This is a genomic window from Verrucomicrobium sp. BvORR034, assembly GCF_000739635.1.
GTDB lineage: Bacteria > Verrucomicrobiota > Verrucomicrobiia > Verrucomicrobiales > Verrucomicrobiaceae > Verrucomicrobium.
The window spans coordinates 19,979-43,695 of the sequence record NZ_BATQ01000141.1 but is presented as its reverse complement, the minus strand read 5'-3'; the positions used below and the strand labels follow the sequence as shown (position 1 = coordinate 43,695).

Below are 23,717 nucleotides of genomic sequence, written 5' to 3'. Positions count from 1 at the left end.
ATGGAAAGGCCACTGCGGTGCAAATCCTTGACCAGACCTGGCAAGCATGCGCGCAGCGGGCCCCCCCTGTCACAATCTTTTGGCTTTTGACATGCAGAGTGTGGTCGCGTGTCGGCGTCGGGATTCGGGTGAGGATTTACCCAAGATCTGCGGCGGTGATGCGTGATGCCTGGCGGGATTCGTCCTGTGGGTTCCTCCATCTCTTCGTTGCTCAACCTGATCTCTTTCGCCATGCATCCTTTCGTTCGCCCTTCTGCTATTTGGATGAAGCCGGTGTTTCTCGCACTGCTGACGGCAATGTCTCTTGGGACCGCTGCCTGGAGCCAGAGCAAGCGGGATGGCCTGCCGCCTCGCCCCAATCGCCCCATCACCCGGTTGCTGCAAGAAGGGGAAGATCGCATTCGGGACCGCCGGCCGCCGGTGATCTGGGTGGATCCCCAACAAGGAAAGCTCAAGGCGATGACGGTGCAGGAGGTGAAGGTGGACATCCGCGTGCAGGGGCATCTGGCCACGACGACGATGGAGATGGCCTTCTACAATCCCAACAACCGGGTGCTGGAGGGCGAACTGATCTTTCCGCTGGGTGTGGGACAGACCGTGGCGGGCTATGCGCTGGAGGTGGAAGGGAAGATGCGCCAGGCAGTGGTGGTGGAGAAGGAAAAGGGGCGTGAGATCTTTGAGGAGGTGGTGCGACGCGGCATTGACCCCGGTCTGGCGGAGCTCACCAAGGGCAATGTCTTTCGCACCCGGGTGTATCCCATCCCGGCTCAGGGGACGAAGCGGGTATCGGTGACCTTTGAGCAGGAGTTGCAATCACAGGTGGGTGAGGAGGGGACGGAGAGCTTTCGCTATCACTTGCCCATGGCCTTTGGTGACAAGGTGGGCCGTATTCATGCCCGGGCAGAGGTGGTGAAGCAGGAGATGCCCCCAGTGGCGGCTGATCAGGAGGCCGCAGTGCTCACCTTTGAAAAATGGCGGGACAGCTATGTGGCAGAATTGACGCTGGAGAACTCCCGCCTGGAGAAGCCGCTGAGCTTCCTCATTCCCAGTGGTGAGAAACGGGGCGGAGTGCGTACCTTGACGGTGGCGGATGCCCGTGAGCCGGGCACGGGCTACTTTCACACCCGGCTGGCCCTGGATGTGCCAAATGCGGCGCCGGTGGAAAAGCCGGGGCGCATTGCCCTTTTCTACGATGCTTCTGGCAGTGCCGTCAAAAGGGATCGGGTGGCAGAGTGGCGTTTCCTCGAATCCTGGCTGAAGGCGCTGGGCAGTGTGGAGGTGGATCTGGTGGCGTTCCGGAATGAAGCCGACGCGCCGAGACGGTTTGTCATCCGGGATGGACAGGCAGCGGAACTCAAGGCGGCGGTGGAGTCACTTCCTCTTGACGGCGGCACATCGCGCGGGGCACTGGATCTCACCAGAGTGCCGGGGGCGGATGTCGCGGTATTGATCTCAGACGGCTTCTTCAACTTCGATACTGCAGCCGGAAGCCAGCGAGAGTTTGGCAATGGTGCAGTGGCGGTGCATGCCGTGCACGCGGCGGCAATGGTGGATGAGACCTCGCTCCGCCAGCTGGTGGCCCATGCGGGGGGACGAGTACTGAACCTCCTGACCACCCCGGTGGCGGAGGCTGTGGCAACGATGCAGTCCAGCCCCTTCCAGTTCCTGGGAGCGAGGGTGGTTTCAGGAAAGGCGACGGAACTGTCGCCTTCCAGGCCTGCGATCGCTGGAGCGACGTTCGCCATGGCGGGTCGATTCGAGGGGCGCAGCGAGATCGAGTTGAGCTTTGGCCAGAACGGCAAGACCACCCTGACCCGCAGGGTTACGGTGGACCCCCAAGAGGCGATCGAGGCAAAACGCGGGGCGTTTGTGCGACATGCCTGGGCGCAGCGTCGTGTCGCAGAACTGGCGCTGGATGAGCGTGGCAATGAGGATGCCATCATTGCCCTGGGCAAGGCGCAGGGGCTGGTAACGGCTGGCACGTCCCTGATTGTGCTGGACCGTCTGGAGGACTATGTGCGTCATGGGATAGAACCTCCTGAGGAGGAACTGCGGGATGCGTATTTGACGCTGTTGAAGAAACAGCCCAAGGATGATCGCAAAAAGAGCGCGGCGGATCATCTGACCACCGTGACGAAGGCCTGGAAGGAGTTCAAGGCCTGGCACGACCAACGCCATCCCTGGCTGGAGACGGTGCTGAAACCGGCGGCGGAGCGGGAGGCTGCTTTGTATGCGGCACTCTCTGTTGAAACCCAGGCGGGCGGGAAGACCCTGGGCCAGTCTGGAAAGCGGGGCGCGTTGAGCCAGGAAGACGCAGCGGCCGCGGCTGCTCTGAAGGAGAAGGCGCGAGATCTGGACTCCAGATGGAAGAAGGAGGGGCGTGAGACGGCGAGCCGGAACCAATGGATCGAGGAGGCAACCAAGGTGATGCTGGCAGTGGACGTGCTGCGGCAGCGGCGGCTTGAATTGTTGCCTGGATCTGGCGACCAACTCAAGCAGGAGGCTGAGGGGGGAGCGAGGGACAACTATGGGGTTGCTGGCGGAGCGGCTCCGCCGCCGCCCCGCCCGGCGACTGCGGCCCAGCCCATGGCCGTGATGCCGATGTCCCCAGCTTCTCCAGCTCCTGCTGAGGTTTCACGGAGTCGCGCCAGCGCCAAATCGGTCGTAGGTGAGAGTGGCGATGCCTCCCTACCTGCCATGACGAGTCAGATCGAAGTGAAAGCCTGGAATCCTGACACGCCCTATCTGAAGAAGCTGCGCAAGGCGGAGGATGCCTATGTGGTGTACCTCAAGGAGCGGCAGGACAATGCGAGCAGTTCTGCCTTCTTCCTGGATTGTGCGGACTTCTTCCGCGAGGAGAAAAAGGATGAGCGGCTTGCGCTCCGGGTGCTCTCGAACCTGGCCGAGATGGATCTGGAGAGTGCGCCGTTGTTGCGCATTCTGGCCTACCGCCTGCGGCAGCTGGAACGGCATGATCTGGCGGTGCCTTTGTTCGAGGCGGTACTGAAGATGCGCGGGGAGGAGCCGCAGAGCCGACGCGACCTGGCCTTGTGCCTTGCCAGCATGAAGTCTCCAGATTACGCCCGCGCCGCCACGCTGCTGTGGGAGGTGGTGCGGCGAAATTGGGATGACCGCTTCCGCGATGTGGAAGTGATCGCTCTGCATGAGCTGAATGAACTGTTGCAGAGCGTTCCGGAGACCTGCCCGCCCGCGTTGCGCCCGGAGCCTGAGGCCATGGGCATCCCCGCTGCGTTGCTGGAGGGGGTGCCTGTGGATCTGCGCGTGGTGTTGACCTGGGACGCTGACAACACGGATATGGACCTGTGGGTGATCGACCCCACCGGCGAGGTCTGCATCTACAACCACAATCGCACCAAGGCGGGAGGATACATGAGTGCCGACTGCACCCGTGGGTACGGGCCGGAAGTGTTCACTGTGCGTCGCGCGCTGCCGGGCACCTATACGGTGAAGGTGAACTACTACGGCAACACCCAGCAGAAGCTCGCCGGGGCAACGACTGTGCAGGTCGAGTTCCAGACCGCGTACGATCAAGATGGAGCGAAGTCCCGTCGTGAAGCGGTGACCCGGCGGCTGGAGGGGAAGAAAGAAGTGATAGAGGTCGGGAAGTTTTCGGTAGGACGGTAGTTCGGTAACTCAGTAATTCAGTGGGTCGGTAAACCAGCGGATCAGAATGTCGGAGGAAGTTCTAGGAATGAGGTGGACAAGAGGAGCTTTGACTTGACCCGGATGACTGAAGTCGTTTGATGCGAATCATGAATGCTGAGCTGCCGCTGGTGCGTCCCATTGAGGACTCGGATTTTCCGGGAATGGTCGCACTCATGGAGGACCTGGGGTATCCGGCGACGGAGGAGGAGCTGCGGGGGCGGTTTCAGCGTCTGACTGCTCCCCTGTATCACACCCTGGTGGCGGTGGTGGACGGCCAGGTGGTGGGATTCATCGGGCTGATCTGTCTGCCGGTGTATGAGTACAATCGGGAGGTGGGGTGGATCCTGGCGCTTTCGGTGAGTTCGCGGCATCAGCGGCGGGGAATTGGACGGGCGCTCATGCAGGCGGCAGAGGTGTACTACCATGCGCGCGGGGTGGAGGACATCCGCGTGCACAGCGGCCAGCAGCGCACGGAGGCGCACGCGTTTTATGAATCACTGGGCTATCGCAAGACAGGATACCGGCTGCTGAAGACGTTGCGAACGCCGGACTGAAAACCTGTTGGGATAAAAAATCTGGGTGTGGCAGGATAAATTAAGGAATTAAGAGGAGATGCTTCGCCGAGGCTGAATTCTGCCTCGCAACACCCCCAGCGTTTTTATCCAAACAGGTTCTGAGCGTGGCTCTTTACAGTTGGGAGCGAGGCGTTAGGTTTTGGGCATGAAGTTTACAAGTCTGCTCTTCGGTGATTTGGCGGATCTTTTCCAAGATGGCAGGATCGATGACGCTGTGACAACGGCAGATCGGGCATCGATAGCCTCCACCGTGAACCGTTCCCAGATCACCCAGGTAGCGTGGTCGCTTGAGCAGAAGATCCTCCAGCTGCAGCGTGACAATGCCGTGCTGGGCATGCTGGTCGAGCAGCTCTTTGGTGTGCTGGCAGAGCAGCAGCCAGAACGCGCTGCGCAGATCTTACAGTCGGTGAAGGAGGCGCTGAGTGGTCCTCAAGAGCCAGACAGTATCGAGCCGTTGAAGAAGGCGCTGGACTTGCCGAAATCCACGGCGCCCAAAGCTGGCAGTCGACCCAAGCCAGTGATCAAGAGGCCGGCCAGACCGGCGTTGAGGTCTGGTGAGACGTTGCCGCCGAAGCCGCTGGGGCAGGTGAGGACGGAATAGCTTCCGGCAGGAAGTGAAAGTGCCTTGTGACTGGAGCGTGGGGACAAAACCAAGATGTGACGCGACGGTGTCACAAGCAGCGGGAGCTGCACATGCATAAGGCAGAACTGCATCGTGAGTGATCGTCTGGCGACGATGGCCATGTTGCTCATCCTGGAGATTTATTGCTATGAACGCCCCCGCCGAACTCGCTTATGATTTGTCTGACTTGAAATCCTGGCGCGGGCTGCGTCCGGGGATGAGCCGCAAGGAGGTGGAGGCGGTGCTGAATGCGGAGGGCGTGGATACCTCTGAGTGGGAAGATGATGAGGAGTGTTTTCTGGTCACGAATGGTTGGGACCTGGAGCTCGTGTTCGACAAGCATCAACGCTTGTACCAGATCTCCTTTGAGGACTCAGACAAGTATCGGTGGGCCGGCAAAGCCATCGTGGATGTCCCACTGCACGAGGCCTTGCTGGCCATGCAACCGATTGTCTCCGGTGCAGGATGGCGCAAGGAAGACGCGGTGACAGATCCCTTCCAGGAATCGGACGTGGTGTCTCCATCGCAGGCTGCGAATCCCACGGGCGATGCCGCATTGCTCTATGAAGGAACCCTGTGGCTGCCAGGGGCGGGACTGGCGCTGATGATGTGCGGCGGCAGCGTCTGCGAAGTCACCTGGCGTCAACCGAAGGATGTGCCAAGCCCCTTTTTGAGTGAGGTGACGATGGCGCAGTTGGAGCTCTCCCAGCATCCGGAACTGGATGATCATCTGCGCAGCATCATGACCCGTGAACATCGTGAGGCCGCGGCTGCCAATGGCAACCCCGTGATGGCGTTGTTCATCTGGCTGGCGGTGGCAACACTGGTGGCGGCGACGGTGGTGTTTGTATTGAAGTGAGGCCCGCCCGTGGGGGAGACGGAAGACTTCAAGACAGAAGACGCAAGACGTGAGCTCACGCCTTGATGGAGGCACTTCGGAGTAGGCCCCTATTTCGTTCACCCCAAGGTAGACTCGCTGGAAGCCGTCAGCGTTGGGCTTGTAGCCTTCGGTTGAACTGGTTCCTTGGTGTCCACCCCTGTGGCATGTGAAATTTGCAGCAGGGTTGGAGTACCGTCCCGCATGCGGGATCAATGCGATCAGGGAAAGAGAGCGGCCCCTCCCATAGCCTCTCCCTTTGGGAACGAACTGAGGGCTGAAAGCCCGGTGTCATGCCCGCCCTTTGGCCAAACGCCCAAGGTGATCGTGTATGTAAAATGCTCAGGGCTGTAGGCCCGGTTCATTCAGGGATATTTGTGGTGTGCAGGCTTGATGAGGCCGAGCCTTTGGTCCTTTTGAACCGGTGGCATTGGTCCCGCATGCGGGACGGAACTCCAACCTCACGCCGCGGATGCTGAATGGGAGAGGGCGTCACCCGCCCTGTTGAAGCTCCGAGGTTCTAGGACATTAGTTGAGCCGCGAAAGCGGTGTCAAGCCACCAGCACTCCAAGACGCTTTGCGACACTTGTGCGCGTTGGAGCAATCGATCTCCGCCCGATGCTTTGGGGGCTACAGCTCCTTCTGAAAACAAAAAAGCGGGCCGCAGTTTCCTGCGACCCGCTGATGCTTGGGTTACTGGTTCACCGTTTTACCGGTTTACCGAACCACTGAATTACATGCCCATGCCGCCGTGGTCGTGAGCAGGCTCAGCCTTCTCTTCCTTGGGGATGTCGGAGATGAGGCACTCGGTGGTGAGGAGAAGACCGCTGATGGAGGCGGCGTTCTGCAGAGCGCTACGGGTGACCTTGGTCGGGTCGACGACGCCGGCCTTGATGAGGTCGACGTATTCGCCGGTGGCGACGTTGTAACCGCTGTTGCCGCTGCCCTTCTTGACTTCGGCCACGATGAGCGCGCCTTCCAGACCTGCGTTGGCGGCAAGCTGGCGGAGGGGAGCTTCGATGGCGCGGCGGACGATGTCAGCGCCGGTGGCTTCGTCGCCACTCAGCTTGAGATCAGCCAGAGCGGCCTGAGCGCGGATAAGGGCAACACCGCCCCCTGGGACGATGCCTTCCTCAACGGCTGCACGGGTGGCGTGCAGGGCGTCTTCCACGCGGGCTTTCTTTTCCTTCATCTCAGTCTCGGTGGCGGCACCGACGTTGATGACGGCCACACCGCCGGCGAGCTTGGCAAGGCGCTCCTGGAGCTTCTCGCGGTCGTAGTCGCTGGTGGTTTCGTCGATCTGACGACGGATCTGGTTCACACGGCCGGCGATGGCTTCGGAACCGCCTTCGCCTTCGACGATGGTGGTGTTTTCCTTGTCGATCGTCACGCGCTTGGCGCGGCCGAGGTCGCTGAGCTCAAGGTTTTCGAGCTTGAGGCCGAGGTCTTCGGTGATGCAGCGGCCACCGGTGAGGATGGCGATGTCTTCAAGCATGGCCTTGCGGCGGTCGCCGAAGCCAGGAGCCTTGACGGCGCAGATGTTGAGGGTGCCGCGGAGGCGGTTCACCACGAGGGTGGCGAGGGCTTCGCCTTCCACGTCTTCAGCGATGATCAGAAGCGGGCGGCCGGTGCGGGCCACTTTCTCAAGCAGGGGAAGGAGGTCCTTCAGGTTGCTGACCTTCTTCTCGTGAATGAGGATGAGGGCGTTCTCGAGAACGGCTTCCATGCTCTCAGCATCGGTCACGAAGTAGGGGCTGAGGTAGCCCTTGTCGAACTGCATGCCTTCCACGACGTCGAGGGAGGTTTCGATGCTCTTGGCTTCTTCCACCGTGATGGTGCCGTCTTTGCCCACTTTGTCCATGGCGTCGGCGATGATGTTGCCGATTTCGGTGTCCCAGTTGGCGGAGACGGTGGCGACCTGGGCGATTTCGGTCGCGTTGGTCACGGGCTGGCTGATTTCCTTCAGCTTGGCCACGATGGCCTCGGTGGCCTTGAGGATGCCGCGCTGGAGGGAGGTCGGGTTGGCACCGGCGGTCACGTTGCGGAGACCTTCGGAGTAGATCGCCTCGGCAAGCACCGTGGCGGTCGTGGTGCCGTCGCCGGCCACGTCGCTGGTCTTGGAGGAGACTTCCTTCACGAGCTGGGCGCCCATGTTTTCATAGGGATCGCTGAGTTCGATCTCCTTGGCCACGGTGACACCGTCTTTGGTGATCGTGGGGGAACCGAATTTCTTCTCGAGGATCACGTTGCGGCCGGAAGGCCCGAGGGTGGCTTTGACCGCTCTGGCGATCTTTTGCACGCCACGGAGAAGTGCCTGACGGGCGCTTTCGTCGAAGTTGAGTTGTTTAGCCATGTTCTTAGGTATTCGATGTTTGAGTTAAGTGGGGAGGAAGCGCCTGTAATTAGGCGATGATGCCGAGGATGTCGGTTTCGTTGATGATGAGCACGTCGTCGCCGTCGAGCTTCACTTCCGTGCCGCCGTACTTGGAGATGAGGACCTTGTTGCCAACGGCAACCGTGAAAGTCACGTCCTTGCCTTCGTCATCCTTGCCGGTGCCGAGTGCGAGAACTTCAGCCTCTTGGGGCTTTTCCTTGGCGGTGTCGGGCAGAAAGATGCCGCCCGCGGTCTTTTCCTCGCTCGTAACGCGCTTAACAAGGACGCGGCGGCCCAGAGGTGTGATTTTGGTAGCCATGGTTGGTATGCTGTTTGCTTTTCGGGTTTCTGTTGTGTTTTGGTTTGGTTCACCCAGTCGGTAGCGCGCCGTTTTTCAAAAATGCGGTGTCGCTACCGGCTGTGGGGAAATCTCTGTTGGTCACTGAATCCACGTCGAAGGGGGAGACGCAGAATACGGTTGAAGCACGGGATCGGACCCATTTTTAGGGGGTGGATACCACGTGCTTCAAAGGGGGAGTCTTAGCTCTTTTTGTCGCTGTCGACGACTTCGAAGTCGGCGTCCACGACCTTGCCCTTGTCCTTGGTGGACTCAGCAGCGCCTTCGGGGGCGTCACCTGCGGCTTCCGATCCGGGGGCGGCACCCTCAGGGGCATCACCGGCCTGGGCCATGTGTTGGTAGGCCTCGGCGAAGAGCTTCTGCAGCTCATCCGTCTGGGACTTCATGGCAGCGGTGTCGTTGTCGGCGATCGCCTTCTTGAGGGCGTCCACTTTGTCCACGATGGGCTGCTTCTGGGTGGCGGGCACCTTGTCACCGAGGTCGGCGAGGGATTTTTCCACCTGGTACACCATCGTTTCAGCCTGGTTCTTGGTCTCGACACCTTCCTTGCGGAGGCGGTCTTCCTCAGCGTGGGATTCAGCCTCCTGCTTGGCGCGCTCGATCTCGTCTTTGCTGAGGCCGCTGGAGCCCGCGATGGAGATCTTGCTTTCCTTGCCGGTGGTCTTTTCCTTGGCGGAGACGTGAAGGATGCCGTTGGCGTCGATGTCGAAGGTCACTTCGATCTGCGCGGTGCCACGGGGCATCGGGGGGATGCCGTCGAGCTTGAAGGTGCCCAGCGTCTTGTTGTCGCGGGACATCGGGCGCTCACCCTGGATGACCACCACTTCCACGCCGGGCTGGTTGTCAGAGGCGGTGGAGAAGGTCTGGGTGTGGCGCTTGGGAATGGTGGTGTTGCGCGGGATCATGGGGGTGGCGATGCCACCTTCCGTCTCGATGGCCAGCGTGAGCGGGGCCACGTCGAGCAGGAGCACGTCCTTCACGCTGCCCTGGAGCACACCGCCCTGGATGGCGGCGCCGACGGCGACGACTTCATCCGGGTTCACGCCCTTGTGAGGCTCTTTGCCGGCGAGCTTGCGCGCGGTTTCGATGACCTTGGGCATGCGGGTCATGCCACCCACGAGCACGAGCTCGTCGATCTTGCTGGCGTCCAGCTTGGCGGCATTGAGGCACTCGCGGACGGGCTTGACCGTGCGCTCAAAGAGGTCGTCGGTAAGCTGCTCCATCTTGGCGCGGCTCAGGGACTTCATGATGTGCTTGGGACCCGTGGCGTCTGCCGTGATGAAGGGCAGGTTCAGGTCATAACTCTGAGAGGAGCTGAGGGCGATCTTGGCCTTCTCTGCCTCTTCCTTGATGCGCTGGAGGGCGTCGGGCTGACCGCTGAGGTCGATGCCGGAGTCTGCCTTGAAGTCGTTAATGATCCACTGGATGAGCTTGTTGTCCCAGTCGTCACCACCCAGGTGGGTGTCGCCATCGGTGGCGAGCACTTCAAAGACACCGTCGCCGATCTCCAGCACGGAGATGTCGAAGGTGCCACCGCCGAGGTCATACACGGCGATCTTTTCGTCCTTCTTCTTGTCGAGACCGTAGGCCAGGGAGGCGGCGGTCGGCTCGTTAATGATACGGCGGACGTTGAGTCCGGCGATCTCACCAGCAGCCTTGGTGGCGTTGCGCTGGGAGTCGTTAAAATAAGCCGGCACCGTGATAACGGCCTCGGTGATGGTCTCACCCAGGCGGGCTTCGGCGTCAGACTTCAGCTTGGCCAGGATCATCGCGGAGATTTCCTGGGGGCTGTAAACTTTCTTTTCGCCACCCACTTCCACTTCCACGTGGGCGTCGCCGTTGGAGGCTTCAACGATCTTGTAGGGCACCTGTTTGTCGGCGGCGGTGAGCTCCGCGAACTTGCGGCCCATGAGACGCTTCACGGAGAAGACCGTGTTGCGCGGGTTGGTCACGGCCTGGCGTTTGGCAGCCTGGCCCACCACACGCTCGCCGCCCTTGGTGAAAGCCACCACGCTGGGGGTCGTGCGTGCACCTTCGGAGTTCTCCAAGACCTGGGCCTCACCGCCTTCAAGGACGGCCATGCAGGAGTTGGTGGTACCGAGGTCAATGCCTAAAATTTTGCTCATGATGTTGGTAAAGTTCCTTTCGTGCCCGGAATCGGTCCGGGTGGGTGTAGTAGGGCACGAGACGTGCCATCAGGATTGTTTTTGAGTTAAGACGTTGAAGGTGAATTGGTTGTGGGAGTGGTGGAGTGACGGGGTGAAGCGGTGATGGGTGGAATTGGGGACAAAGTGGCGCAATGGGGCGTGACGTTTTGGCCAGATTGGCGCAGGTGTGACGTTTCAGTGAGTGGTGGGGTGTCAGGTTGAGAGGGGTGTTGCAGGAGGTCGCGTGTTGCTGTGCTGGCGACTGATGCCGATTGCCAATCGGCGGCACAGCAGATTGCCAATCTGCGCTATTTGTTGCAGTCACGCCTTCAAACAAAAAGCGCCCCGGTCGTGAAACCGGGGCGCTCAGGATCAGGTCTTCTGTCTTTCGTCCGCGACTCTGTCGGTCCTACTCGTACAAGAACGTTGCACTTGCCGTGGTGTCCTTGTCCGACACAACGCGCACCCAGTAGGCGGTGAAGGCGGCAGGAAACTCGTGCATGACTGGTTTGCCGGCGGTCACCTCGAAGCTGCGGTACGCGGCCCAGTCACCGGAACCGGTGACGTCCACTTCCACTGTTAGATTGACAGCGTCCTTGCCGGTGTGGTTGAGGGTGACCTTCTTCTTGTCGTACGCCGTCATCAGATATGGCTCAGAGGGCTCGCCAGCCTTGACCGCTGTGTCCTTCCATGGACCACCTTCGCCACGGGGTTTGCCGAGCTTCCAGATGTCATCGATGGCACCGACCCAGAGGGCGGTCTTGCCATCATCGCTGCGAATGATGTGCGGATTGTCCTTGGTGGCGGCGGCATCGGTGCTGACACCGGTCATGAGGAACAGACCGCGATAGGAGCAGTAGTCTTGAATGCGGATGTTGCTCGTGGCTGCAGGGCGCACCTTGCTGAAGCCGCCGGCATTGTTGGCGGGGAGTTCGAAGAAAGAACCGTACGCGGCAAAGAGGTCGCGCTCGGTGGCCACCTCACGGGCGACACGGGAGCCTTGCAGCGGACCGGCCTTGTCGAAGCCAGCATCGCCCTTGGGAAGGCGCCAGCGCTTGCCGGCGTCATCAGTGAAGATGACGGAGGCGGCGTCGACGGTCAGCACACCCGCCGGGATGGCGGTGTGGGTCTTTGTATGTTCCAGCAGCTGGGCATCGGCTACGGCTTTCAGTTTCAGCTCGGCGTCCAGCTCGTAGTAACCAATATCCTTGCCTCCAGAGGCCTGGGCAGCGAAGGCAAGCGTGCGCTTGTTCTCGGCGCGGGCACGGATGAGTCCGCCCGTAACGTTGTCATCGCCCACACGGGCCACACCCGCAAAGATAGCGTCGGCCTCGTTGCTGCGCTTGTCGTTGTTCCGGTATTGGAAGTAGGCGGTGGCTTTTTCCAGGGCGGCGCTGGAGGTCAGGCGGATCCAGGTGCCCTTCACGTCGGTGAGGTCCACGAACTGGTAGCCGGAGCCGGAGAGCTCGATCTCACGGGCTTTGGTCCAGGTGCCGTTGCCAGCCTCGTCCACCTCCAGAGTGAGGTGGGCTCCTGCCGGGGCCTTGGTGCGGAGGTGCAGCCCCTTTTGGTCGTAACCTGCCAGGAGGAAGGCGTCCGAGGGCTCGCCCGCCTTCACGGCGTCATTCATCCACACCGCGCCGCGGCCGATGACCGGGCCCAGGTGATCAATTTGCGCGGGCTCAACGAACCAGAGGTTGGACTGGGACTGCGGTGCGGCGATCTCGCCCTTGGCCTTGCGCTTGTTCAAGAACTCATTCTTGGCCGTGTCGTCGCAGCCGAAGACGACCTTGTCCTTCCACAGGGCGAAGTCGCCGATCACCTTCAGGTAGTTCGAGCGGGGGACGACGCCGGCGGAGTTCTTTGTGGAGAAGGTTTTAGGAAACTTCCACATCGCACCATGCATGGTCATGAGGAGGTTGTCGCCTTCGCCGATCTCGCGGATGCGGGGCCACTCGGTGTTCCAGCCGTGGGCGCCGTCATAGCTGTGGCTGGACTTGGGCAGGCGGTAGGTGTGCCACTTGCCGTCTTCCAGGAGCTGGAGGATCAGCGAGCGGAAATCCCAGCCGATGCTCCAGATGGGATCCTTGTCTGGATTCTCATTGCCGTAGATGCCGCCTGGGCCGGTCACTTCGGTGAACTGGTTGCGGCGGATGAGCGTCCACTTGTCTGCTTTGCCGTCCCATTCGGCCAGGGCGCCGGAAGGCACCGTGGGGTCAGTGGTCACCTTCTTGTCACGGTCGCCGTTGTTGGCATAGACCAGGCGGCCCTGGCTGGAGTACAGGCCCTTGCCGTGATAGCCGGGGAGGTCGGCCTTCGGCTTGCCCTTGGTGGCTTCGTCAGCCCAGAGTTCCTTCACCGCCAGGGTCTTCACATCCACTTCGTAGATGCCTTCCTCCATGGTGGCGTAGTAGATCTTGCCTGCGGGGTCAGTCAGGTGCCGGGCATTGCCGGTGTGACGGCCAAACATGACGCTGGGCGGGATGACGCGCACCTGGCGCTGGGCATCGATGGCATAAGGCCCCACAAAGAGCTGGTTCGACTCGCGGTGGATCATGCGGTTGGCAGGGGTGCCGCCCACGCTTTCCGGCCGCACGATCTGCTGAAGCTCGGGGGTGATCTCGTAGAGCTTGTCCGATGAGCCCTTCGGCTGATGCGGAGCATAGGTGATGGCCCAGAGACGATCTGCCCAGGGAACGACGGCACCGGTGCCACATTCTCCCTCGTTGTTAAACATGGCCAGTCCCGGGTAAATGCCGGAGATCTGGGGCGGGGCTGCTTGGGTCAGGCGTGCCGTGAAAGGCAACGTGGCCGCAGCGAGGAAAGCGAAGGAAGGTAGGGTCAGACGCATGGCTGTGACGGGGATAGTCCCGTCACAGCCAGTTTGGACAATGAATTAATGCGTCTGTCGCAGGACTGGTTTTTTTGGTCTGTTTCCTGCGGATTAGAGGGGGTAACTGAACAATGAACTCTATGGCTTCGTGATGAGCGCGAGCACCTTGGAGATTTTAATTCCCAGGCGGATTGCGATCATGTCCGGCGCTTTTCCATTCGCGTGGAGCCGGTTCACTTCTTTTTGCAAAGGGGCAACGGTCTTGGATGGGGTTTGGTTCGATTTCATAGATGTCAGCCTTCGTCGTGCCATTTTTTGCACGGCGTCCTTTTCTTTAGAGACATCGCAATTCGCCTGCCGTTCAGCGTGAGGTGGTGGTGAAAACGCATTTGCATGGATTTTTGGGGAAAAGAGCACCTTTTTACTTGCTCTTTTTCCGGTTATAGGCATACTCTCTGCCCCGCATCCTGCGGGTGTAGCTCAGTGGTAGAGCACTTCCTTGCCAAGGAAGATGTCGCGCGTTCGAATCGCGTCACCCGCTCCATTTTTATGGAACCCGCCCGCAAGGCGGGTTTTTTTGTGCGAGCGGTTGCTCTGAGTTCCCGATTTTTTTGGGAATCCGGGGTGAGTTCAATCACTTGAACGGCCAGGCTTCGACTTGCAGTCGCTGCAAAACAGAGATTTGCGCGGTGTGATCGGAAACTGGTGATCCCTCCGACGGAACACCTGTGGGGATCACCTCCCATACAGGACTGCTCCTGCCAGTAGGTTGGAGGAAGAGCACCCGGGCTTCGCCGGTCTTGAAGTGGTTCGCGCCCCCATCCGGAGGTGCCTTCCAAAACTTCACGCCTGAGGCCGGAAGGAGGTCTGCTTGCATGCGGACCTCCTGTCCCTTCAGTGCGGGGTCTCCTTTAAACACCTCCTCCACCGTCATGCGCACCGACCACATGGCGCTGATGCCAGACGTGAACGGCAATGCCTCGGAGATCATCCCGCTGACCACCCGTTCCGATTGGGCATACAACGCTTTAAGCTGGCCTTCAGTCTGGGCTGGAAGCACGGGACAGGCGAGCCAGACCACTGAGGCCAGATGAAGAGACTATGGGAGAGCCGGCGTCGGCTGCTAGGAACACTCATGGCGGGAATCAGCGGAACGTTGGGGTTGCACAGGTGATATCAGCAGACTGGCGCATAGTCGGAAAGGCATTTGTCATGCCCGAGGAGTAACCCGCTTTCGCATCGACACTGCATGCCCAAAACGGGTCTTAGATTGTCCGGCCTGCTCGAAGCCGCATTTCGCATAGAAGGCGGCGGCGGTTTGCCCGCAGACGACCCACAGGAAGGTCGCCCCGCTGAGCGCCGCCACGCGGCTGGATTCCGCCACCAGGCGGGTGCCGATCAAGGATCGCCACGCGTGAGGCTCCACAAATAGTCCGTCGAGTTCCGCCTCGCCATCATCCCGAGGCAGGATCACGCTGAAGCCCAGAATGTCCCCGGCCCGCTCCGCCACCAGGGTGCAGCCTTCCGTGATGTGCTCAACCGGCAGATCAATGGCATCAGGATGGGCCAGAAGATCGGCCTGATGCTCCTCATTGGCCAAAGATGCCCGCCACTGCAACGCCTCCAACATCTCACGCTCTGAAACCTTCGCAGCGCGGATGATCAGATCGGAGGAAGGTGGGGAGGACATCGAATTCACGAACGGCTGCTATCCTATCACAGGGGCTTCCCAAAAATCAAAGGAACGCCGGGGTGCAGCTGCCTGCGCGGAATGATGTCACCTTTCTGCTCCAAAACGCCATGGGATCATGGCAGGATGAATTTCGGCGCATCGCATGACTCAGAACGAGAATCCCCAATCAGCTTCCAAACCTCACGTGCCCGCTGATTTTTACACGACGCGGTGGACGCGGGTGAACTTGGCCAAGGCGGACTCTGAGGATGGACGTAGGGCGCTGGCGGATCTGTGTGATGCCTACTATGAGCCGGTGGTGGCGTATCTGGGCAGTGTATTGCGGGATGCGGATGCGGCACGAGAGATGAGCCACGCTTTTTTTGCGGATGTGTTGGAGGGCGGGGCGATAGGCACGGCAGATCCAGAACGAGGGCGTTTTCGATTTTATCTGCTGGGGGCGGTGAAGCACTTTCTCTCTCATCATCGCGAGGCGGCGATCCGGCAGAAGCGCGGAGGCAGAGTGGCAACGCTCTCGCTGGATGCTGAGTTGCCGGATGCTCTGCCTTTGGAAGTGCCCGCCAGTGGCCGGTTGTCGCCCGATGCGGTCTATGACCGGCAGTGGGCCATCACGGTGCTGGCGCGAGCGATGAATGCGATCACGGCAGAATGCGCCGCGGGTGGGAAGGCGGCGTTGTTGGAAGCACTGCGCCCCTCGCTACTGGGGGAGGCGGAGCATGGGGACCAAATTGCAGCCGCTGCGGCGCTCGGCATGAGCGCGGCCGCGGTGAAAGTAGCGGTGCACCGGCTCAGGCAGCGGTTCCGCAAGTGTGTGAAGGAAGAGATTGCGGGGACCCTCTCCGATCCAGGAGCGGTGGAGGATGAAATGCGATCCTTGTTCCTGGCGCTGGGTGGATAAAAAGAAAATGTGTGCAATGCGTGTAACCATTCCCCGGCAAAACGCCACGGTGAAGCATGAGCCTATCTTCTGCCCCGGAATCGACCTGTCCACGCTGTGGCGAAAGTCTGCCTGCTGACGCGGTGGGTGGCCTATGTCCGCGCTGCCTCATGGCTGCGGCAATGCTGCCCACGCAGGTGGAAGATGATTTGGCGGCCGTGCCTCCTCCCAAGCCAGAAGATCTGGCCCGGCACTTCCCGCAATTGGAGATCATCGAATGCCTGGGCCGGGGCGGCATGGGGGTGGTGTACAAGGCCCGCCAGAAGTCCCTGAATCGACTCGTGGCTCTGAAGTTGCTGGCTCCGGAGCGGGCGGGGGATGCACAGTTTTCCGCCCATTTCGAGAAGGAGGCCCGGGCTCTGGCGGCGCTCAATCATCCGCACATCGTGGATGTCTATGACTTTGGCGAGAGCGGCGGGTACTACTACCTGCTCATGGAGTTTGTGGATGGGGTGAATCTGCGGCAGCTATTGCAAACGAAGCGACTGACTCCCGAGGAAGCGCTGACCATCGTGCCGCCCGTGTGTGATGCCCTGCAATGCGCGCACGATCACCACATCGTGCACTGCGACATCAAGCCAGAGAACGTGCTGGTGAACAAGGCCGGGGTGGTGAAGATCGCGGACTTTGGCATTGCCAGAATCGTTGAACCCAATACTGGGGCGTTTGAGGAGGCTTCTGGTAGCGCGAGTCTGGCGGGCACGCCGGACTACGCTGCTCCGGAGCAGGCCACAGGAAGAGCCGATCACAGGGCGGATATCTACAGCCTGGGGGTGGTGCTGTACGAGATGCTAACAGGTGAGCGGCCCAAGGGGAAGATCGAAGCTCCCTCCCGGCATGTGCAGGTGGATATCCGCATTGATGAGATCGTGCTGCGGGCACTGGAGAAACAGCCCGAACTGCGCTTCCCCACGGCTGGCGCGTTGCGGACGTCCATTGAGGCCGTGATCGCCTCGGCGGCACCGTCTGCTGGGGCAGCCAAGCCCGCGGTAGCGGTGGCGGCACCTGTATCGCGCCGAAAGAGGTGGAAACTCGTGTTGGCGGTCGTTGTCGCCGGCCTCTTGATCGCGGGGGTGGCTGTTTACATCTATGACCTGACGGGCAGGCCGAAGCCCAAGCGGCCCGGGACGGATGTGGTGGACTTCGACTCTGGCAAGCTTGCGGATTACTTCGCTGAGAACATCCTCTTTGGCCGGAGCGGCTATGCCAACACCATTCATGGCGTGGCGAGGACGCAGGGCTTGGTGCTGGCGCAAAACATGAGCACGGAGGGGACGCTGGTGTACAGCCGCAAATCGTATGATCTCACACGGCTGTCGTTTCTGGAGGTGTCGTGTTGTTTCCAGCGCCAGGACATCGGTGCGGCTTCCAATGCGCTGGCGCTCGGGCTTATTGCGAGCAGCGAGGGGCACCTGAGTGGTGTGTCTGGAGCGCCATTTGTGGCCCTGCGACTCACGCCAGAGGATGAGTCGCTGCAGTTTCAATTCATGAGCAAGCCTGCGGAGACAAAGGCTCCGAGATCTTGGATTGGAAAGAACAAGTTTGAGACAGAAGTGGGTCAATGGTACCGGCTACAAGTCGTCTTCATCCGGATGGCCGCTGACCGGCTCCGGGTGAAAGGGGCAGTGTACGAAGTGCGGCGCAACGGGGAGAATGGGAATCGCGTGGGCGTGTTTCACGATCGCGATTTCATGGGGGCCGACTTCCATTTGGGAGGGATTATGGAAGGGCCGGTCTGGGTGGCCCTGCGGGCCAGTGGACCCGGAGGGGTGGCCCTGGTGGATGACTTTGAGATTCTGGCCCGTCCACTGCCGACCCCGCTGATCGTGGAGGAACCGGTGGCGAGTCAGGCGGTCCGTTGAAGTGGCAGTGCAATTTGATGAGATGAAACACAGCGTCACGGAGCTGCCGTTCAACAGCTTTCTGGGTCTCGAATCGTGCAGGGACGGGGAGCTATTGCTCCGCCTTCCTGCTGGAGATCAATACCTCAATCACCTGGGGACCGTGCACGCGAGCGCTCTCCTGTCCCTTGCTGAGGCGGCGAGTGGGGAGTGCCTGTTGCAGCATTTCGGTACGAGTGACGGTGTCGTGCCAGTGGTCCGCCGCCTGGAGGCAAAATTCCGCAAACCGGCGAACGGGGTGGTGGGCGCCAAGGCATCACTCAGTGAGGAGCGGGTCACGCAATTGAAGGGAAATCTGGCGGCCAAGGGGCGGGCGGTGGTGACGGTGCAAGTAGAGTTGTATGACATGACGGACTCGCACGTGTTGAGCGCGACGGTAGAGTGGTTTGTTGCGGCAGAAGTGGGGCGGTGAAAGGTTCTTGGTTCTTTCTTGCGCCAGTTATGCCTTAAACCCTCCGGGTTCAGGGAAATGCGGAGTGCGGAATGGCGGGACGGAGGCAGTTGGGGGGCTCTGACGCCAAGTGTAGATTATTTCCTAGTCGACTTTGGTGGCGAGTCTGGATTTTGCTTCTGCTGCGGGACCTGTAGATGGTCAATTGCACTCTGCAGATGGGTGCCGGCTTTGGTGAGGCCAAGCTGGGTGCCGCGGGTCACCCACTGGGACCGGGCGGCTGTTTCCACCTTCTTTTCTGCCTGAGCCATGGCCTGACGGATGACTTTCAGATTCCGGGCATCTTCCGCCCGTCGTTCCTTGAGACTTTCACACTCACTTTGCAACGACGCTGCGGTTGCCAGCGCCTTGTCGCGTTCTTTTTGAAAGTCGAGCTTGGCGGATTTCGATTCGCCCAAGCTGTGGTTGGTAGTGCGGCTCAGCCGGGCCATGAGGGGGAAAAGCAGATCACAGGGGAGCTGGGTGCCTTCCGGGGCCTGGAGGTTCTCCGGCATCCACGCTTTGGCCCGCCCTTGAAAATGCAGGGTGGCATAGCGCACGACTTTCTCCTGGCTTGCGTATCGAGCGTGCGGTTGCCCCTTGCGATACTCGATCGGTCTGTGCCCGTCAGCCAATCTCGATTTGGTTTCGAAATCGTAGTTGATGTTCCCGTCAAACAGGGGGTGGCCTTGCTGGCCATAGCCGATCTTGAGCTGTGTGGTCAGGGAAAAGCAGGCCAGATGATACATGTCGCCAATATTGTAGACGCCGCCGTTGGCCCGGCGCCCAGCCACCCGGTTTTCGAAGGCCTCGATCGTGGCGGGATCGGCATACGCGGCTTCTACGAATGCACTGAACTCCTCCAGCGCACGGAGGTTGAAGTACGAGCTGTGTCCAGAGGAGTTCGGGACCTGTGAGGTGGACGGCCAGCTCAGAGTCAGATCGCATTCCTCGAACTGCTGGCCTGCGGCCTCGACATCGTCATAGAGCAGCACATCGCTGTCGAGGTGCAGGATGCGCTGCAGGCCGTGTTGCCGCACAAAATCGCGCATGATAAACCAGCGCTCGATGTTGAACCGGGTGTATGCGGGCCGGTTGACGCTGAAATGGACATAGTGGCCGCGAAAGCTCTCTGCAGCCGTGTGGTAGTCCTCAAGAGGAACCACTTCGACTCCGGGCAAGGTCAGGGATTCACGTGCGGCAGCATCGGCCAGCACATAGATTTTCGCATGGGGGTTCCACAGTCGCGCCTGAATGGCGGCGAGGTTGAGGTGCAGGCATTCCTGCGCATTTCCCCAGTGGAGAAAGAGGATGGCGGTCTTCATGGCTCGCTTGGGGCCTATTCCCTTCCTTTGCCTGAAGGCAGGCTTCGCCCGAGGAAACGCTCCATGCCGGCCTGACAATCTGCGCAGTACGTGCTGCCCTTCGCATCGAACTCATCTAGCGAGGCCGGGTAGGCGCGGACGCAACGAGGATCGCTGCAGCGGGTCACGCGGGCAGCGTGGCCGATGCTGGTGAGAAGCTGCTTTTCGATCCTCTCCTGCAGGCGTGATCGATTGGGCGTGGTGCCGTAGAAGTTTGCCTTGAACCGGGCGGTGGAAACCACTGCACTGGGCGGAGGCGACCAATACACGGCAAAGACGTAGTTGCTGTCGCGCTGGAAGATGTCGGCCTCGGTCAGCACCAGGTTGAGCAGCACCCTGGGACCGGTCGCGTTGGGTTCGCGGTAAGCATTCCCTGCTTTGCCAGCGACGGTCTCGGCACTCCATTGAGGACGTTCCAGTTCCTCAGAGTAGGCGTTGAGCCAGTTCATGGCGGCTTTTTTTGCCCTGCCTCGAGCATGAGAGTGGCCAGCAGCGTCACCACGTCTTCGTCGGTGGCGGCTTCTTCACCCGGAATGTTGAGTTCCTTCATGACCTGACGGGTGAAGGCTGAGTCCCAGATGATCTGTTGACGGGCTTGTGCTGTCACGGATTCTGCGTTGGTGCGGTCGGGCTTGCCAAGATCCAGCGTGATGCCGGTCAATCGCACAGGGACGCCCAGGCGGGTTTCGATGCTGCGGGCGGCAGCGTGCAGCAGCCAAGGTTGCACAGGTCCGGCGGTGGTGAGGCAAATTACTGGCTCTCCAGGCTTGGTGTCCGCCATGGGCGGTACGGTCCACTGGGGCTTTTTTCCCAGCAGGGCAGCGCTCTGGGAAATGAGGTCGCCATCTTCGGCCCTTTCATACACTAGGGCCGCCAGGGACTTGGCTTTTTGGGAGTTGCCCAGCTTGTTCTGCATCTGGGCCATGCTCCACTGCCAGTCGAACCGGTGGGGAGTAAGTCGCACGGCGGCCTGGAGCCAGGGGAGGGCCTCCTGATCCCGCCCGGCAGAGGCGAGCAAGGTCCCGGTGTGGTGCACGACGGAGGCTTGCTTGCTGGCGGCAATATTGTCCCTGCGTTCCAGCGCCAACACGTCCTCGCCAGCGGCGATGGCATGAGTGATGGCCTTGGCCATGCGTTCTGCCGTGTCTTTTCCGTCCGTGGCAGACGCGCCGTCTGACGTCGCGGCCGATGGAGGTGTGGAGACTTGGGCGTAAATCAGCGGGGCTGCTGCAAGCCAGATGAGAAAGGGGGAAATCCCAATATAGCGCATAGGTCCCAGCCTAGGGAATGGCGGGATGGGGTCAAGGCTCTGTTTGGCGATGGGGTGGGGAAACGGGAGTTCAGCGTGCGTGGAGGGAGGCAGGCGTGTACCTGGATCACAGTTCTACGAAATAGAGGCCGGCTGGCAGTCGATGGCGTCCAATCCCAGGTCGCTGATGTGCCGCTCGATCATGGGGAAGAAGGACAGGCGGTCCAAGATGGCCCTCTTTTGCCGACGGATGGAATCGATCCGTTGTTCATAGAGCCCCATGGCGATCGCTTCGTTGATCACCTTGACGGCGTGTTTGGGCTTGGACAGGTCAATCCGGACAAAACATTCAGGATCGAAGAAATCCTCGAGGTTGGGGCACCCGCTGTAGAAGGCGAGCGTCTCGGAAACAATGGCGTCGGTGATTTTCTCAGTGAAGTAGTTGGGCTCGTAGCAATTCTCGCAGGCGATGGTGTAGCGGTAGGGGCGCAGTGCCTCACTTTTGTCTTCCGTCATTCCCAGATAGCATGGTGACGGAGGCTCAGGCCAGCGACCGTAGAGGTCAACATGAGGGATGATGTGGTGCAGATGCTCCCGTACAAACCGGGCCCGGTGCCATCCACCTTTGAGGTGGTCTTTGCCGGAGATGACGGCGGAAAGGGTACGGGACTTCTCAGGTCGGTCATGAGTGAGGAATTCCCAATCACGGTCATAACCCACGTACCAGTGGATCGGCATGTGATGGCGGTCGATCGTGTGCACCAACGCGGCGGCATCAGCTGGAGGATCGTGCCAGGGGGCGGGCCAGGCGGCACGGAAGGCACTGGGTTCGTGTTGATATACTAAAGTGCGTGCTGGATCGAAAGGCCGGTCTGGGTAATTGTGCACGACGAGGACGTCGTACGGATCCTCCATCACAAGTTGCAGATGGTTCCAGCGACCGCCTGCCCTCGCATAGCGCCTCCATTCATGGTGGATCTGGGCATCGCTGCACCAAGGGGCGATGATCTTGACCCGGATGGGATTGGGGTGGGCGTTCACATCAAGCGGCGGCTTCGTCATCCAGCGCCATCCACGATGGTGGGCAGGGGTGCACCTGGCGGAACTCTGCGGCGCGGAACCAGGCCGCAGGGCGGATTATCTTTTTTGGAAGAGCTTCAGTTTCCTCTGCCAGCCAGGCGGCCCACCAGGCGAAGGTGCTGTTGGCGATGACGAAGTGGCGGCAGAGAGACATGAGATACAGGTGCGTGGTGCCGGACGGACCTCCCAGGGATTCAGGCACAAAGTGCAGCCCGCCTAGAGCAGAAAGGTTCTCCCGACACCATGCCACATCATCTGAGAACACGTACACGGGTCCGGAAACACCTGCCTCGCGCAGGGCGGCCAAGCCGCGGGCATAGTAAGACACGGAGGGGACCCCATGAAAGGCATGGGTGGGCCCGATGTTGATGTAGTCGCCGCGCCGGATGTGAAGGGCAATGGAGGATTGCGCGGCGATTTTCTGCGCCAGCGTGGCGGCCTCTGCATCATGGGGAAGGGACTGGAGCCCTTGGAAGAAACGTTGGCGCAGGAGTACGGCGCAATGGCCAAAGTATCGCTCATCCTGGAAATAACCTTCCAGATACGTATGGCGGGGCAGGCTGGCGAACTCTGGCTGCCAGGCAGGAGGTGTCGGCTCCATGTGAAATTGCACAGGTTGGAACCGGTCGCGCAGCTTTTGCGTCCAAGTACGAGATTGAGGTTCCAGGTGCTGACGGAAGCGACGCACTTCTGCCGGAGTAGCTCGAGGCTCGGTGACTCCCACGAGATTCAGAGAGTACTCTCGCGGCATGAAATTCACGCGCGGGGTGCGGTCCTCCAGGAAGCTGTGGTCCAGCTTCAGCTGTGTGCTGCGGGTCGTGGCGAGGCTGAGCCCGGCAGCATATTGGAACATCTGATTGCCCAGACCACCCATGAGCCGGACGATGATCATAGGATGGGGAAATCAGAGGGGTTGGGGAGTGCCGTTTCGGGTGAGACGTCGCAGTATCGGTGGAGATGGGAGTGGTGAAACATGGTGTTTTGTCCCACGCCATGGAACACGGTGGCGGGACGGTGCAGGGCGGCGGCCAGAGTAGCGCCTCCGGAGGTGAGGCAGTAGAACCTTTTGCAGGAGCAGATGATATCGCAGTAGTGCCAGAAAGACTGCGTCGTCAGTAAGGGAGGATGGCTCGTGAGAGGCAGGGACTTTTCCCGTGGCTGGAGCTGGATCACATGGCGCAGATCCCGGCGGAGCTGGTAGGTGATCTTTTCGGCGGATGCGTTGCCCACGTAGGAGACGTAGTTGGGATCGTAGACGTAGGCAGAGACATAGTCTGGGAGGAGCGTGGGGCGGTAGTAGACCTCCGGCTCGTGGTGGCGGAGGCCATCATCCAGCCCGCGTTCGAGCATGATGCGGTCCAGCAGATTCGTGCCGGGTTCCACCTGGTCAAACTCAGGGTACGGTGCATCCTCATCCACAAAGCCGTCCACATACGGGTTCATGGCCCAGACGAGTTCCTTGTAGTCGGCGGAACGGTATTCGGACAAGTTCGAGATGTACACGCGGTCCGCAGCGCCGGTCTCCTTGGCGATACGAGGCAGGTGGCTGTAGAAGAGGTGGTCTCCCAGACCGCCATAACGGATCTTGATGACAAACGGGTCGGGCATGAA

20 protein-coding genes and 1 tRNA gene are annotated in these 23,717 nt (G+C 60.6%); 8 read left to right on the top strand and 13 right to left on the bottom strand.

Translation table 11 applies throughout. From position 1 onward, the window contains the following. Window positions 1-231 precede the first annotated feature (231 nt). The 4 genes from BV034_RS24475 to BV034_RS24460 all read left to right on the top strand — a co-directional run bounded on the left by BV034_RS24475 (window position 232) and on the right by BV034_RS24460 (window position 5,722). Window positions 232-3,645 carry a VIT domain-containing protein gene (locus BV034_RS24475; RefSeq protein ID WP_265593416.1) on the top strand — a complete coding sequence of 1,138 codons (3,414 nt, stop codon included), beginning with the start codon at window positions 232-234 and terminating at the stop codon, window positions 3,643-3,645. A gap of 128 nt (window positions 3,646-3,773) precedes the next feature. Beyond that, window positions 3,774-4,220: a GNAT family N-acetyltransferase gene (locus BV034_RS24470; protein WP_265593415.1), complete on the top strand. Its 447-nt coding sequence runs from the start codon at window positions 3,774-3,776 to the stop codon at window positions 4,218-4,220. A gap of 166 nt (window positions 4,221-4,386) precedes the next feature. Continuing rightward, window positions 4,387-4,842, top strand: a complete 456-nt coding sequence (locus tag BV034_RS24465; RefSeq protein ID WP_050029589.1) for a hypothetical protein — start codon at window positions 4,387-4,389, stop codon at window positions 4,840-4,842. Window positions 4,843-5,011: 169 nt separating this feature from the next. After that, the gene (locus BV034_RS24460; RefSeq protein ID WP_050029588.1) at window positions 5,012-5,722 is read left to right on the top strand and encodes a hypothetical protein; all 711 of its coding nucleotides are present in this window, start codon (window positions 5,012-5,014) and stop codon (window positions 5,720-5,722) included. A gap of 751 nt (window positions 5,723-6,473) precedes the next feature. Here BV034_RS24460 and groL read toward each other — a convergent pair. From groL to BV034_RS36385, 5 genes are all read right to left on the bottom strand, one after another. Continuing rightward, on the bottom strand, window positions 6,474-8,093 hold the full coding sequence (gene groL / locus BV034_RS24455; protein WP_050029587.1) for a chaperonin GroEL: 1,620 nt from the start codon (window positions 8,091-8,093) through the stop codon (window positions 6,474-6,476). Window positions 8,094-8,142: 49 nt separating this feature from the next. Next, a complete protein-coding gene (locus tag BV034_RS24450) occupies window positions 8,143-8,433 on the bottom strand; it encodes a co-chaperone GroES (RefSeq protein WP_009960420.1) in 291 nt (96 codons plus the stop codon). A 221-nt stretch (window positions 8,434-8,654) separates the two neighbouring features. Then, complete coding sequence (dnaK, locus tag BV034_RS24445; RefSeq protein ID WP_050029586.1) at window positions 8,655-10,598, bottom strand: molecular chaperone DnaK; 1,944 nt, start codon at window positions 10,596-10,598, stop codon at window positions 8,655-8,657. Between the two features lie 430 nt (window positions 10,599-11,028). Beyond that, the gene (locus BV034_RS24440) at window positions 11,029-13,470 is read right to left on the bottom strand and encodes a hypothetical protein (protein ID WP_050029585.1); all 2,442 of its coding nucleotides are present in this window, start codon (window positions 13,468-13,470) and stop codon (window positions 11,029-11,031) included. A gap of 120 nt (window positions 13,471-13,590) precedes the next feature. Further along, the gene (locus tag BV034_RS36385; protein WP_265593414.1) at window positions 13,591-13,902 is read right to left on the bottom strand and encodes a hypothetical protein; all 312 of its coding nucleotides are present in this window, start codon (window positions 13,900-13,902) and stop codon (window positions 13,591-13,593) included. Window positions 13,903-13,921: 19 nt separating this feature from the next. Here BV034_RS36385 and BV034_RS24435 point away from each other — a divergent pair. After that, window positions 13,922-13,996 (top strand) — tRNA-Gly (locus tag BV034_RS24435). A gap of 90 nt (window positions 13,997-14,086) precedes the next feature. Here the strand turns inward: BV034_RS24435 and BV034_RS24430 are convergent. Together BV034_RS24430 and BV034_RS24425 are read right to left on the bottom strand one after the other, a co-directional pair. Next, complete coding sequence (locus BV034_RS24430) at window positions 14,087-14,512, bottom strand: hypothetical protein (RefSeq protein ID WP_265593413.1); 426 nt, start codon at window positions 14,510-14,512, stop codon at window positions 14,087-14,089. Window positions 14,513-14,662: 150 nt separating this feature from the next. Further along, window positions 14,663-15,142: a GNAT family N-acetyltransferase gene (locus tag BV034_RS24425; RefSeq protein ID WP_050029583.1), complete on the bottom strand. Its 480-nt coding sequence runs from the start codon at window positions 15,140-15,142 to the stop codon at window positions 14,663-14,665. Between the two features lie 187 nt (window positions 15,143-15,329). Here BV034_RS24425 and BV034_RS24420 point away from each other — a divergent pair, with 187 nt between their 5' ends. Genes BV034_RS24420 through BV034_RS24410 form a run of 3 tightly spaced genes read left to right on the top strand, consistent with a single transcriptional unit; the run spans window position 15,330 to window position 18,395 of the window. Beyond that, window positions 15,330-16,043: a sigma-70 family RNA polymerase sigma factor gene (locus BV034_RS24420; protein WP_265593412.1), complete on the top strand. Its 714-nt coding sequence runs from the start codon at window positions 15,330-15,332 to the stop codon at window positions 16,041-16,043. A 56-nt stretch (window positions 16,044-16,099) separates the two neighbouring features. Beyond that, window positions 16,100-17,944, top strand: coding sequence for a serine/threonine-protein kinase (locus tag BV034_RS24415; protein WP_081888076.1), 1,845 nt, complete (start codon window positions 16,100-16,102; stop codon window positions 17,942-17,944). A 22-nt stretch (window positions 17,945-17,966) separates the two neighbouring features. Then, window positions 17,967-18,395 carry a PaaI family thioesterase gene (locus BV034_RS24410; protein WP_050029580.1) on the top strand — a complete coding sequence of 143 codons (429 nt, stop codon included), beginning with the start codon at window positions 17,967-17,969 and terminating at the stop codon, window positions 18,393-18,395. A gap of 116 nt (window positions 18,396-18,511) precedes the next feature. Here BV034_RS24410 and BV034_RS24405 read toward each other — a convergent pair whose 3' ends face one another. From BV034_RS24405 to BV034_RS24380, 6 genes are all read right to left on the bottom strand, one after another. Next, on the bottom strand, window positions 18,512-19,738 hold the full coding sequence (locus BV034_RS24405) for a hypothetical protein (RefSeq protein ID WP_050029579.1): 1,227 nt from the start codon (window positions 19,736-19,738) through the stop codon (window positions 18,512-18,514). 14 nt (window positions 19,739-19,752) lie between these two features. Next, the gene (locus tag BV034_RS24400) at window positions 19,753-20,226 is read right to left on the bottom strand and encodes a hypothetical protein (protein WP_050029578.1); all 474 of its coding nucleotides are present in this window, start codon (window positions 20,224-20,226) and stop codon (window positions 19,753-19,755) included. Continuing rightward, window positions 20,223-21,047, bottom strand: a complete 825-nt coding sequence (locus BV034_RS24395; RefSeq protein ID WP_050029577.1) for a hypothetical protein — start codon at window positions 21,045-21,047, stop codon at window positions 20,223-20,225. Before BV034_RS24395 ends, BV034_RS24400 begins: the two co-directional genes overlap by 4 nt. Before the next feature lie 114 nt (window positions 21,048-21,161). Next, on the bottom strand, window positions 21,162-22,088 hold the full coding sequence (locus BV034_RS24390) for a glycosyltransferase family 10 (RefSeq protein ID WP_050029576.1): 927 nt from the start codon (window positions 22,086-22,088) through the stop codon (window positions 21,162-21,164). Further along, a complete protein-coding gene (locus BV034_RS24385) occupies window positions 22,069-22,998 on the bottom strand; it encodes an alpha-1,2-fucosyltransferase (RefSeq protein ID WP_050029575.1) in 930 nt (309 codons plus the stop codon). Before BV034_RS24385 ends, BV034_RS24390 begins: the two co-directional genes overlap by 20 nt. After that, the gene (locus tag BV034_RS24380) at window positions 22,995-23,714 is read right to left on the bottom strand and encodes a hypothetical protein (protein ID WP_050029574.1); all 720 of its coding nucleotides are present in this window, start codon (window positions 23,712-23,714) and stop codon (window positions 22,995-22,997) included. Before BV034_RS24380 ends, BV034_RS24385 begins: the two co-directional genes overlap by 4 nt. Window positions 23,715-23,717: the final 3 nt, after the last annotated feature.